This is a genomic window from Brevundimonas fontaquae (assembly GCF_017086445.1).
In the GTDB taxonomy this organism is placed as follows: Bacteria; Pseudomonadota; Alphaproteobacteria; order Caulobacterales; family Caulobacteraceae; genus Brevundimonas; species Brevundimonas fontaquae.
Genome location: NZ_CP070968.1, coordinates 1,660,444 through 1,672,667, shown reverse-complemented (window position 1 = coordinate 1,672,667; position 12,224 = coordinate 1,660,444). Strand labels below are relative to the sequence as shown.

12 protein-coding genes and 1 pseudogene are annotated in these 12,224 nt (G+C 65.6%); 3 read left to right on the top strand and 10 right to left on the bottom strand.

Annotation, left to right across the window (positions count from 1 at the left end; all coding sequences use genetic code 11):
• Positions 1-94: 94 nt before the first annotated feature.
• Positions 95-436, top strand: coding sequence for a TonB family protein (locus JX001_RS08180; RefSeq protein ID WP_205680695.1), 342 nt, complete (start codon positions 95-97; stop codon positions 434-436).
• Positions 437-558: 122 nt separating this feature from the next.
• On the opposite strand, the gene JX001_RS08175 is transcribed toward JX001_RS08180, so the two are convergent.
• The 6 genes from JX001_RS08175 to JX001_RS08150 all read right to left on the bottom strand — a co-directional run bounded on the left by JX001_RS08175 (position 559) and on the right by JX001_RS08150 (position 6,602).
• On the bottom strand, positions 559-1,824 hold the full coding sequence (locus JX001_RS08175) for a PQQ-dependent sugar dehydrogenase (protein WP_434082639.1): 1,266 nt from the start codon (positions 1,822-1,824) through the stop codon (positions 559-561).
• Between the two features lie 38 nt (positions 1,825-1,862).
• On the bottom strand, positions 1,863-2,288 hold the full coding sequence (locus JX001_RS08170) for a DUF2231 domain-containing protein (RefSeq protein ID WP_205680693.1): 426 nt from the start codon (positions 2,286-2,288) through the stop codon (positions 1,863-1,865).
• Between the two features lie 100 nt (positions 2,289-2,388).
• On the bottom strand, positions 2,389-2,697 hold the full coding sequence (locus tag JX001_RS08165) for a hypothetical protein (protein WP_205680692.1): 309 nt from the start codon (positions 2,695-2,697) through the stop codon (positions 2,389-2,391).
• On the bottom strand, positions 2,694-5,240 hold the full coding sequence (locus tag JX001_RS08160; protein WP_205680691.1) for a cbb3-type cytochrome c oxidase subunit I: 2,547 nt from the start codon (positions 5,238-5,240) through the stop codon (positions 2,694-2,696). Before JX001_RS08160 ends, JX001_RS08165 begins: the two co-directional genes overlap by 4 nt.
• Positions 5,237-6,214: a cytochrome c oxidase subunit II gene (gene coxB, locus JX001_RS08155; RefSeq protein WP_205680690.1), complete on the bottom strand. Its 978-nt coding sequence runs from the start codon at positions 6,212-6,214 to the stop codon at positions 5,237-5,239. The genes JX001_RS08160 and coxB overlap by 4 nt, the downstream gene beginning before the upstream one ends.
• On the bottom strand, positions 6,204-6,602 hold the full coding sequence (locus JX001_RS08150; RefSeq protein ID WP_241004579.1) for a c-type cytochrome: 399 nt from the start codon (positions 6,600-6,602) through the stop codon (positions 6,204-6,206). The genes coxB and JX001_RS08150 overlap by 11 nt, the downstream gene beginning before the upstream one ends.
• A gap of 227 nt (positions 6,603-6,829) precedes the next feature.
• On the opposite strand from JX001_RS08150, the pseudogene JX001_RS16280 reads away from it, so the two are divergent.
• Positions 6,830-7,294 (top strand): annotated as a pseudogene (locus JX001_RS16280) (c-type cytochrome); the annotation flags it as partial.
• A gap of 7 nt (positions 7,295-7,301) precedes the next feature.
• Here JX001_RS16280 and JX001_RS16275 read toward each other — a convergent pair.
• The 4 genes from JX001_RS16275 to JX001_RS08130 all read right to left on the bottom strand — a co-directional run bounded on the left by JX001_RS16275 (position 7,302) and on the right by JX001_RS08130 (position 10,636).
• Complete coding sequence (locus JX001_RS16275) at positions 7,302-8,021, bottom strand: cytochrome b (RefSeq protein WP_045811114.1); 720 nt, start codon at positions 8,019-8,021, stop codon at positions 7,302-7,304.
• A complete protein-coding gene (locus JX001_RS08140; RefSeq protein WP_205680688.1) occupies positions 8,018-8,755 on the bottom strand; it encodes a cytochrome c oxidase assembly protein in 738 nt (245 codons plus the stop codon). Before JX001_RS08140 ends, JX001_RS16275 begins: the two co-directional genes overlap by 4 nt.
• A gap of 163 nt (positions 8,756-8,918) precedes the next feature.
• A complete protein-coding gene (locus JX001_RS08135; protein ID WP_241004831.1) occupies positions 8,919-9,695 on the bottom strand; it encodes an aldose 1-epimerase in 777 nt (258 codons plus the stop codon).
• Positions 9,696-9,781: 86 nt separating this feature from the next.
• Positions 9,782-10,636 carry an SMP-30/gluconolactonase/LRE family protein gene (locus JX001_RS08130; protein WP_205680687.1) on the bottom strand — a complete coding sequence of 285 codons (855 nt, stop codon included), beginning with the start codon at positions 10,634-10,636 and terminating at the stop codon, positions 9,782-9,784.
• 72 nt (positions 10,637-10,708) lie between these two features.
• Here JX001_RS08130 and JX001_RS08125 point away from each other — a divergent pair, with 72 nt between their 5' ends.
• The gene (locus JX001_RS08125) at positions 10,709-12,220 is read left to right on the top strand and encodes a tryptophan halogenase family protein (RefSeq protein ID WP_205680686.1); all 1,512 of its coding nucleotides are present in this window, start codon (positions 10,709-10,711) and stop codon (positions 12,218-12,220) included.
• Positions 12,221-12,224 lie beyond the last annotated feature (4 nt).

The following is a 12,224-nucleotide window of genomic DNA, read 5'->3' as shown; positions in this document are numbered from 1 at the left end:
CCTGTGTGTTTTTCGGCCCACACCAACGCGTTTTTGAAAGTTCGGGGAACGGAGGTCTCGTTCAAATCTTAATAGATGACGAACGAGGCCTGCCATGACACTGACTTTCAGCCTGACATTGATGACGGCCCTGCTGGGCGCCCCGACCGGACCGCTGCTCAAGGACGCGGCCCTGTATAGCGCGCCTCAACCCGCCATCGAACGCGCCGTCGCCACAAAGGCCGAAGGTAGCGACCGCTTCAGCGTGCGCCTGCGCTGCACCGCGCTGGCGTCGGGTCATGTCACGGACTGCGTGGTGCTGGAAGAGACCCGCCCCGGCATGGGCTTCGGCGAAGCCGCCCTGGCCCTGATGAATGGCGCACAGGTCGCCCCGATCATGGACCGAGGCCGCCCCGTCGATGCGCCGTTCGAACGCACCATCGACTTCACGCCGTAAGGCCTAGCTCAGTCCCACATAGAAAGTCCCCGGTTGCTCGCAGCCGGGGACTTTTCGTATTCGGCTATGTGTCGAGGACAATAGCGATTTCCCTCGCCCTTGGAGGGCGAGGGACGACTAACTTATCGCGCAGGCGCAATACGCCACACCGTGTTCGACAGATCGTCGGCGACGAACAGCACACGCTTGTTCCCATCGAACGCCACGCCGACAGGACGCCCACGCGCCTTTCCGTCCTTCAGGAAGCCTGTCGCGAAGTCGACGGGCTGACCCGCGGGACGGCCAGCGTTAAAGGGCACCCAGACGACCTTGTAGCCGGATGGATCCTGACGGTTCCAACTGCCGTGCATGCCGATGAAGGCGCCGTTGGCGAACGGCCCGCCGAAGCCGCCATTGCGGGCGAAGTCCAGGCCTAGGGCGGCGACGTGCGAGCCCAGGGCGTAGTCAGGCTTGATCGCCTTGGCGACCATCTCGGGGTTCTGCGGCATCACGCGCGGATCCCGGTTCTGGCCCCAATAGCTGTAGGGCCAGCCGTAGAAAGCCCCGTCCCGCACCTGGGTCAGATAGTCCGGAACCAGTTGCGGCCCCAGTTCGTCGCGCTCATTGACCACAGACCACAACAGATTGGTCGTGGGCTCGATCGCCAGCGCCGTTGGATTGCGAATGCCGGTGGCGATGGTGCGCCGCGCGCCGGTCGCCCGGTCGATTTCCCACACTGTGGCGCGCTCTTCTTCAACCGCTATGCCGCGCTCGCCGATATTCGAGTTTGAGCCGGTGCCGACATACAGCTTCGACCCGTCCGCGCTGGCGGTCAAAGACTTGGTCCAGTGGTGGTTGATGCGCGAGGGCAGCGCCGTCACCCGCTCGGCGGGCGTGGCGATACCGGTCTGGCCCGGCTGGAAGGCGAAGCGAACCAGCGCCCCCTGTTCGGCGACATAGAGATAGCCGTCGACATAGGCCAAGCCGTAGGGCGCATCGAGGTTGTCCACCAGAACAGTCCGCAGTTCGGGCGTGCCGTCGTTGTTCGCGTCGCGCACCAGGGTGATGCGGTTGCCGCCTTTGATCTTGGTATTGCCCTGCTTCTTGATGACCCCGGCGATCATGTCCTTGGGACGTAGGGGCGGCGCATGACCGCCGCGGCCTTCGGCGATCAGGACGTCGCCGTTCGGCAAGACCAGCATCTGGCGCGGAATCTTCAGATCGGTGGCGAAGGGGGCGATAGTGAAGCCCTGCGGCACCGTTGGCGTCTCGCCGTTCCAGCCTGCCGGCGGGCTGATCTTCATCGGCGGCACCAGCGTCTCATTGACCTTGGGCAGGTCAGGCGTCGCGCCGGTCTGGTTCAGTTTCGGATCGCTGGCGTTGCCGCACGACGCGACCGTCAGGGCCATGGCCAGGGTGGCGGCGCTGGCGGCGAGCAGATTCTTGTTCATCGGACGCTCTCCCGCGCGGCATAGGCGGTCCAGCCGGCGACCAGGACCAGGATTGTGCAGAGGATGGACAGGATCAGACCGAAGGCTCCGACGGAGCTCCAGGCGTCCTGGCTGTGTTTAAAGGCGTTCACCAGCCCCAGCACCCAGGCCAGCGCGAGGGCAACCAGATGCACCGTCACCCGCCGAGACCGTCCGTGGCGCAGACCGACGACGAAATCGAAGATCGAAAACAGGCCCGCGACACCGCCGAACACCAGTGCTCCGGTGATCAGCCAGGCCGAGAAGTTCGTCCACTGGACCTCGGCCGTCTTCAGATAGGCGATGTCGGTGAACAGGGCGAAGGTGAACAGCGCGATCGGAAACGCCAGTAACAGCCCATGCAGCGGTCGAACGACCGCGCCTGATAGTCCGTGGGTGTTCATGCCGGCCCTCTCCTGAAGTCAGGCTTGGCTAACCGTCTGATAGGGAAATGGTTCACCGGATGGCCATATTGGCGCCGCGTCATTTCGGCCCAATAGTCGATCAGACCGGCGCGAGCAGCACCAAGGTCTGAAACACGACGCCGATCCCGCCGAGCAGACCGCCGGCGACCGCAAGCCGAAGACCAAAGGCGCGGGTCTCGTCGCTGGGCTTCATTCTCAGCCAGACGATGCAGCGCCAGCACAATAACGCGATCACCAACAGACAGATCAGGCTGAAGATCAGACCTGCTCCATTCCAGGCGCCGGCATCATCGCGAGCCACGTCGCTGGCGCTCGACAGCAGATACAGGCCCAAGAAATGGGCGGCCCAGATCAGGAGACCGCCCAGCATCAGCAGCCAGAACCTCATGCGCCGACGCCCGGGAAGAGGCGGATCAGAAGGGTCGTCGCCGCGCCCTGAACCGCCGTGAAGGCCACGAACAGGGCGACCACTTCGAAGGTCGCCGGATAACGGGACGACACCAGGCCGCAAAGCCAGCGCAGCAGGACGAATGGCCCCATCAATAGCGAGATGCCGACGAATGTCCCCTGCCAGGCCAACAGCGCATAGACGGTCGCGCCCTGACTCGAGACGTCAGGGCGAAGGCCCGAGTTCCACCAGGCCGAGGCCTCGGCCGCAAAGGCGCCGCCCGCCGACAGGGTGGCGACCAGCATCAGGACAGATGCGATGCCGGCGCTGCGCGGCCGGTCGAGCTTTAGCGCGCCTTGCGAGGCCCAGGCGCCGAGTACGGCGGCCACCAGCAGGCCCAGGGTCAACGGCAGGGAGCCGATCTCGGGCGGCGCCTGCCACAGGTCCGGCCGCCGGCTCCACAGGAAGACGTAGGAGAAGCAGGCCATGATCGCGACCATGCCCAATACGATCAGGGTGATGACCATCGCCCACCAGCCGTGACTGCTGGGGCCGGACACATAGGTCGGCAGTCGCACGCCGCCGCCGACGTCCACTGTCGCAGGACCGCTGGGTCGATCCAGTCCCCAGCACCATTTGAGGATGCAGTAGACGGCCAGCACGCCGCTGACCAAGGAGGCGACATAGGCCTGAATCGTCAGGATCAAAAAGAACCCGGCGGTGAAGATGGCGCCCCAGACATACCAACTGGACGGCCGGGGCATCCGCTGGAGATATTGAGGTTCGGCGTTGATCGGACTGGTGATCATGGTCTCGCGCTCACCGCGCGGGGCGCCGGGCAGGAAGTAGCGGCCGGCCTCGACATCGCGCGCCAAGTTCGGCTGGTCCCACACCGGATACAGGCTCTTGATCACCGGGACGGACCGCAGCGAGTAGCGACCGGCGGGCAGCCACTCCAGCCCCGGCCCGCCAAAGACATTGCCCGCATCCTTCTCGCCGAAGGGCCGGAAGTTGCGGATCATGTCGATCATCCACAGCACCACCGCTAGGCCGAACATGAAGGAGCCGACGGTCGAGATCATATTGGGCAGGTCCCAGCCCCGATCCGGCAGATAGGTATAGACCCGGCGCGGCATGCCCATCAGCCCGGTCAGGTGCATGGGCATGAAGGTGACGTTGTGACCGACGAACATCAGCCAGAAGATCCACTTGCCCCAACGCTCGCTGAGCGGCCGACTGCTGGACATCGGCGTCCAGTAGTAGATGGCGGCGAAGAGCGGGAAGACCATCCCGCCGATCAGGACGTAATGCAGGTGGGCGACGATGAAATAGCTGTCGTGGGCCTGCCAGTCGAACGGCACCATGGCGACCATCACCCCGGTCAGCCCGCCCATAACGAAGATCACCAGCCCCCCGACCGCAAACAGGCCGGGCGTGTTGAACCGCATCTTGCCCGCCGCCAGTGTGGCGATCCAGGCGAAGACCTGCACCCCCGCCGGCACGCTGACGGCCATGGAGGCGGCGCTGAAATAGTTGATCGAGATCTGCGGCATGCCCGTGGTGAACATGTGGTGCGCCCAGACGCCGAAGCTGATGAAGCCGGTCGCCAGCATGGCCAAGACCACCAGCCGATAGCCGACCAGCTTGGTCTGGGCGACGGCAGGGATCAGGGTCGACATCGCCCCCGCCGCCGGCAGGAAGATGATGTAGACCTCAGGGTGGCCGAAGAACCAGAACAGGTGTTGCCACAGCATGGGGTCGCCGCCCTTGGCCGCATCGAAAAAGGGCCAGCCCAGCGCGCGTTCCAGCTCCAGCAGCAGGGTCGACAAAATGATCGACGGGAAGGCGATGATGATCATGCAGGCGAAGATCAGCATGGCCCAGGCGAAGATCGGCAGCTTGTCCAGCGTCATGCCCGGCGCGCGCGTCTTCAGCACCCCGACGATGATCTCGATGGCGCCGGCGATGGCCGAAATCTCAATGAAGCCGATGCCCAAGAGCCAAAAGTCGGCGTTGATGCCCGGCGAGTAAGTCGTCGACGTCAGCGGTGGATACATGAACCAGCCGCCATTCGGCGCCAGACCGAAGAACAGCGAAGCGAAGAAGCATAGCCCCCCGACCAGATAGGCCCAGAAGGCGTAGGCGCTCAGCCTCGGGAACGGCAGATCGCGCGCCCCCAGCATCTGCGGCAGCAACAGCACGCCCAGCGCCTCAACCGCGGGCACCGCGAACAGGAACATCATCACCGTGCCGTGCATGGTGAAGATCTGGTTGTAGGTTTCCTGCGCTAGGAAACCCGTCATCGGCAGGGCCAGTTGGGTCCGCATCAACAGCGCCAGCACGCCTGCCAGCACAAAGAACAGCATGGCCGCGCCGACGTAATAGACGCCGATGTAGTTGTTGTTGATCGCCGTGATCCACTCCCACGGCCGCCGCGGGCCGCACCAGACCTCGTCGAGCTGCTCCAGCTCGCCCTCGGACCGGGCTTCAGTGGTGGGGAAGCGTTTGTAGAGTTCGGGATCGAACCCGGTTTCCGAACTCATTTCAGGCTTTCCAGATAGGCGGCGACGGCGCGCACGTCCTGGCCCGACAGGACGGCATAGGACGGCATCCGATTGCCGGGCTTCAGGCTCTGGCTGTCCGAAATCCAGCCGGCCATCGTCCCCTGATTGTTCGGCAGGATGCCGGCGCCCAAGGTCTGGCGCGAGCCGACGTGGGTCAGGTCCGGTCCCGCCAGACCGTTCGCCTCAGTCCCGCGAATGGTGTGACAGGCGGCGCAGCCCGAGGCGGCGAAGACGTTGCGCCCCTGATCGATCAAGGCGAGCGGCCCCTGGGCCGAGGGCACGACGGCCGCCGGCCGCGACTGACGCGCCAACCATGCGGCATAGTCGTCCGGCGCATGGGCCACGACCACCAGCCCCATCAGGGCGTGAGGACCGCCGCAGTATTCGGCGCATTGGCCGCCGTAGGTCCCAGGCGCATCGGCTTGCAGGCGCATGAAGTTGCGGCGGCCGGGGATCATGTCGGTCTTTCCGCCCAGGCGCGGCACCCAGAAGCTGTGGATCACGTCCGCGCTTTCCAGCACGAACACGACAGGCTGGCCGGCCGGGATGTGGACCTCGTTGGCGTCCTGCACGATCTCGCGCCCCTGACCATCCAGATAGGCGACGCGCCACCACCACATTTCGCCGGTGACGCGCACCCGCATTTCGCCGGGCTTGGGCGCATCGGCCACCCGCGCGGTCGTGTTCAGCCCATAGACCAACAGCCCGGTCAGAACGACTACCGGGAAGACCAATCCCGCAATCCAGATCAGACGTTCGCCGCCGACCCGCCGCTTCCATTTGCGCGGCCCGAACAGGGCGATGCCGAGCGCCACGGCCACCACGACCGTGACCACCGCCGCCATGACAAATAGCACCCAGGCGACGGTCTGGATCGGTCCGGCGAACGGTCCCGCCGGATCCAGCACGGGCGGCGGCCAGCCGGCGATTCCGGGAGGGGCGTCAGTCTTCATCGAGCGTGTACAGATAGGCCGCGACGTCGCGGGCTTGGTCTTGCGTCAGGGGCATGGGCGGCATGGCGGTTCCGGGGTCCATCGACGGCGCGTCGATCAGCCAGCGGATCAGGACATCGGGCTGGTTCGGCAAGCGTCCGGCGATCAGGGGGCGCGCGCCGAACCCCGCAAGGTTCGAGCCGGACCGGCCCTCCGGCCAGGCGACTCCGGGTGTCCGGTGACAGGCGGCGCAACCGACCTCCTTAATCACTGCCAGTCCGGCGGCGGCATCGGCCTGAACCACCGGCCGAGGCAGGTCGGACTTGTCCACGCAGGCGCACAGGACGAGCGCCAGCGCACAGGCCGCCGCCCGTCGTCCCATCGCCTCACCAGTCGTCCGAAAACCCATCCGCCCCCCAAAGCTTCGCCAGAGCAATCCCCTTGTCGAAAGGAGGTTCCCGACTGCGACATGGAGCCTCGGGCGCATCGCCATAAGGAACCTTCGCCATAAGCAGGTGTTGGACCGCCGTGCGCGTCTCCCTTTCCGTTCTTGTTCTGCTGACCGGCCTCGCCGCCTGCGACTCTACGCCCGGCCAGACGGATCGCACCTTCACGGCGAACGGTCAGGTCATCGCCATGAGCGGCGGCGCCGGCGGGGCGGCCAACGCCTGCTTCACCTGTCACGGCCTGGACGGCGGCGGGGATGGGGTCGCCGCCCCGCGCCTGGCGGGCCTGGACGCCGGCTATCTGCAAAAGCAGTTGGAAGACTATGCATCGGGCCTGCGTCCCGACGACGCCATGACCCGCATCGCCAAGGCCTTGGACCAAGAGGGCCGACGCCAGGTCGCCGCCTACTACGCCGCCCTGCCCCCGCCGCCGACGCAAACGCCCGCGTCGATTGCGCCTGCGCCCGCCATCTATCTGAACGGCGACCCTTCGCGCGGCATCGTCGCCTGCGCCTCATGTCACGGCGACTGGGGTCAAGGCTCGGGCCAAGGCGGCAACCCGCAGATCGCCGGCCAACCCGCCGCCTATACGCTGGAACAGATCGACCGCTGGAAAGCGGGCAAACGCCGCAATGACCCGCGCGGCGTGATGGCCGCCGCCGTCAAATCGCTTTCGGACCCAGAAGCCCGCGCCATAGCGTCCTGGCTGTCGACGCAACCCGCTTCTCCAGCGCCCGCCAGCGCCGCTGCCACCGGGTCCGCTTCGGTCGAAGCAGCGGCACGACCGGCAGCATCGCGTGAAACACGTCGTCCCTATCGATCAGATGGTGCTTGAGCGCCGCGCCGGCGTGGATCGGGATCATCAGCAGCAGGGTGATGACCAGTCCCCAGTGCATCCATTCCGCCGCCGCCTCGATCGCCCACAGCTGGGTGTTGGACAGATCCTGCAGCGGCAGCAACGGCCATTTGATGAAGCCCAACGTCTCCAGCTGACGCGTCCGATCCGTCGCCGAAATCATGGCCCAGCCCGACAGCGGCAGGCCGAATAGGCAGATGTAGAAGACATAGTGGGTCACATGGGCGGCCATGCTCTCCCAACCCGGCTTGTCCGCATCATTGATCAGGTCGGGCGCCAGCAGTCGCCATGACAGTCGGCCGATCACCAGGATCAGCATCAGCACGCCGATCGCAAAATGCAGGTCGTAGGCGGCCATCATGGCCCCGCCCACCGGCTGCCGTCCCATCCACCAGCCCCAGCCGAGCTGAAAGATCACCAGCCCCGCCATCACCCAATGAAAGCCGATGCCTACGGGCGAATATCGGCCCTCGTCGTGGTGACCCGCCGCCCATTCCAGCAGCTGTCTGAACAGTCTTTCGATCATGCCGGATGCGCCTCGGCGTCGGGGCCGATCATCCGCCCCAGCCGCCACAGGGCGGCGAACAGATACAGCGCCGCCGCCGGCGCCCACATGATCAGCCCGGCCGCCTGCTGATCCTCGAGCGGCGTCAGGCCCCAGGCCAGGGTCGAATAGGCATGGGGGGCGTAAACCGCCTGTCCCGTAAAGGTCAGCACCGCCCCAAGCAGCCCCATAGCCAGCATGGCCGCCAACAGGGCGATGACCGCTGCCGGCGCAGACGCCGACCGCGCCGCGCACCAGAACCAGACGGCGCTCGCCAGCAGACTGATCTGCATCACCCAATAGACCGCATCGTTCGACAGGGCGGCGCCATAGGCGTCAGGCGCATGCCAAGCCCAGAACACCACCGCCTGCACCGCCGTCGCTAGGATCAGCGACCCATATCGCCTCACGGGCAGGGCCGCCGCCAGCAAGGGCGCGGCGACGCCGACCAACAGCACATGATGAACCGTCCGCGCGGAGAACAGCGCCGAGCTAAGGGCGCACAGCGGGGAGACAAATCCAAAGGCTAAAACAGCGACGGCCGCCAGACCATAGCCGCGCCGCCGCCCTTCCAGCCGCCAAAGAACCAACCCCGTCGCAGCGGCCAGCAAAAGCAGCAGCACCGGATCCAGGTTCCAGCGCCACTCGCCGAAAGGCGGCGCCGGTCCACAGTAGGGCCGCCACGCCTCACCTGACGTCGTCGTCGGATATTGCACCGCTAGCTGCCCCCTCTCACGCTCAGCTTCCAAAGCGGATGACGGTCCGTGCGGTTCCGAGCTTAACGTTTGACGGCGCGCTTCCTGGCTCGATCGCTCGCCATCCGCGACGACGCGTTGTCGCCGCGCAAGCAGCGGCTTGACCCTGAGGGCGCCATGGTCGTCAACTTGACGACACTGCGCCGATCATAATGGTGAGCGACAGGGTTCGGCCGGGCTCCAGGCCAATCAGACCATGATCCTCGCCAGGCGGAGCGTTGTGAGCGTCCGGGCGGTGAGTGACGGGTTCGACGCAACAGAAGTCAGCCTCGACAGGCATATAGACCTGGCTCCAGCGCGCGGCCGCGTCGGCGGTCAAGGTCACGCAACGACCGCCGCCGTTCAGGAACGCCTTGCCGCTCCAGCCTGCGTAGGCGTGGTCGACGAAGGGGGCATCGGCCAGATCAACGCCATTCGACCAGTCCACGACCTCGGCGGCCTGCGCCAGCCGTTCCGGAATTTGACGGGCGTCGGTCATCCATACCGCCTCGGCTGGAAGAGTGAGCCGGCTGTCTGGACATCGGTGGAAATAGGGGTGCAGCCCCAGGCCTGCCGGCATGGTGTCCTCGCCCGTGTTCGTGACGGACAAGCCGATCTGCAGTCCCTCGCTAGACAGGGATACGCTTTGCCGCGCGAACCAGGGCCATGGCCAGCCGTCGGGATCGCCGCCCCAATCTAAGGTCATGACGACTGTTTCGGCGGATTGGCGTTCGACCGTCCAAGAGCGCCGCCAACCTTCGCCATGGAGAGCATGGGGCGCGAACCGATCAAGCACTGGCAGGTGAACCGAGCTTCCCTCGAAAACGAAACGACCGTCGGCGATACGATTGGGGTAGGGAACCAGCGGGAAACAGGCCGTCTCCAAAATGTCGCTAGCCCCGTCTGGCGTGGGTCGGAACACCGGCTGACCGCGCCAGTCGAGGCTCAGGACAGACCCACCTAACTCTGGTGCCAAGGTCGCGCGCCAGTCGCCGGCCCTCAGAGCGATCACAGCTTGATCCGGTTCTGCGGCAGGCCCGGCGTCTCGACGCGCACACGATAAAGCCCCCCCAGCGTCGGTTGCTCAGCCCGCTTGTCGGCGTTCCCCAGCCAGGCGGTGGTCATATAGAGATCGCGCAGGTCCGGGCCGCCAAAGGCCGCCTTGGTCACCGTCTGGACCGGCACGTCGATCTTGCCGATCCGCGTGCCGTCCGGGGCGAAGCGGGCGACGCCCCAGCCGTTGAACAGGCCGACGTGCAGCACGCCCGCCGCATCCATGCTGGGACCGTCGGCATAGCCGTCCTCGGTCACGGCGAAGACGCGCTTGTTCGACAGCAGGCCGTCCGCATGGTCGAAGGCCAGGACCGTCTTCTTCAGCGTGTCGTGGTGATAGAGGGTGCGGCCGTCGGGGCTGAGGCAGGGGCCGTTGGTGACGCCGTAACCGTCATCATGCCGCGTCAGCTCGCCCCGAAACCAGCGATAGAGCGCGCCGGTCTCGACCTGTTCGCTGTCGTCCATCGAACCGAACCACAGCGACCCGTCCGGGGCGACGAAGCCGTCGTTCAGACGGTTCTGCGGCCGGTCCTCTTCGATCGGATGGAAGCGCGAGAAGTTGCCCTCCTCCGGGTCGAAGCGATACAGACCGCCCCGCACGCCGCACACCAGCGAACCGTCCTCGGCGGGCAGAGCAAAGCCGGTCTGGTCGGGCGTGTCCCAAGACCGCTTTTCACCAGTCGCGGGCGTGTAACGGTGCAGCTTTCGACCCTTGATGTCGACGGACCACACCGCGCCGCGCGCGGCGTCCCAAACGGGGCCTTCGCCCAGCTCCGCCTGAATATCCCAGACCAGTTCAGCTTTGCCCACGAATCAACTCTCGGAATAGGATGTGTCGACCCGAGTATAGAACCATTCCACCACCTTCACCGGTTACGCCCGATGACTCCTGCTCCGCTGAAACGCATTCTGATCGTCGGGGGCGGCACGGCCGGCTGGATGGCCGCCGCCGCGCTGGCGCACGTCACACGCGGCACGGTGAAGATCGAACTGGTCGAGTCTGAGGTCATCGGCACGGTCGGCGTCGGCGAGGCCACCATCCCGCCGATCCTGCTGTTCAACCAGTTGCTGGGCATCGACGAGAACGAATTCGTTCGCGCGACGCAAGCGACCTACAAGCTCGGTATCCGGTTCCATGACTGGCACCGAAAGGGCGAAAGCTACTTCCACCCCTTCGGCGTCTATGGAACCCGCATCGACGCGGCGTCCTTCCATCAATATTGGCTACGCCTGAACAAGGCGGGTCTGGACGACGATCTGAGCGCCTATTCGGTCACCACGGTGGCCTCCCAGATGGGTCGCTTCACCCGGCCCGACGGCGATCCGCGCGGCGTCGCCTCGCAGATGACCTACGCCTTTCATTTCGACGCAGGCCTGTACGCCCGGTTCCTTCGCCAGCGTGCAGAGGCGCAAGGCGTGACTCGGCACGAGGGCAAGGTCGCCGACGTGAGACTACGCGACGGCGACGGCTTCATCCAGTCGGTGCGACTGGATGACGGACGCGAACTGCAAGCCGACTTCTTCATCGACTGCTCAGGTTTCCGAGGCCTGCTGATCGAAGGCGCGCTGAAGACAGGTTACGAGGACTGGACCCATTGGCTGCCGGCCGACCGGGCGGTGGCCATGCCCTGCACCCGGGTCGGCGATCCGACACCCTATACCCAGTCGACGGCTTTAGAGGCGGGATGGCGCTGGCGCATTCCGCTGCAGCACCGCACCGGCAACGGCTATGTCTATTGCAGCCCCTTCATCTCCGACGATGAGGCTCAAGCCAGGCTGCGCGCCTCCCTGGACGGCGAGGCGATGGCGGATCCGAACTTCCTGCGATTCACCACTGGGCGCCGCAAGAAGACCTGGAACAAGAACTGTCTGGCCCTGGGCTTGGCGTCGGGGTTCTTGGAGCCGCTGGAATCGACCTCCATCCATCTGGTGCAGTCCGGCATATCCAAGCTGCTGCTGCACTTTCCCGACACCGGCTTCGCCCAGGCCGACATCGACAGTTACAACCGCCAAATGCGCCTTGAGGTAGAACGGATCAGGGACTTCATCATCCTGCACTATCACGCCACAACGCGCGACGATTCAGCCCTGTGGCGGCATGTGCAGGCCATGGATGTGCCCGAAACGCTCAAGCAGAAGATGGAGCAGTTCCGCAGTCGGGGTCGTGTCTTCCGCTATGACGACGAACTGTTCCAGGAGACGAACTGGATCGCCGTCTTGTTGGGCCAGGGCATCGTCCCCGAGCGCCACGATCCGATCACTGAAACCATTCCGCTGGATCACGTCCGTCAACGCCTTCAGCACATGAAGGCGATGATCCGGCAGGGCGTCGAACGGATGCCTACCCATGAGGCCTTCATCGCCGCCAATGCAAAGGCGCCGCCGCTTAGCTAAGGCC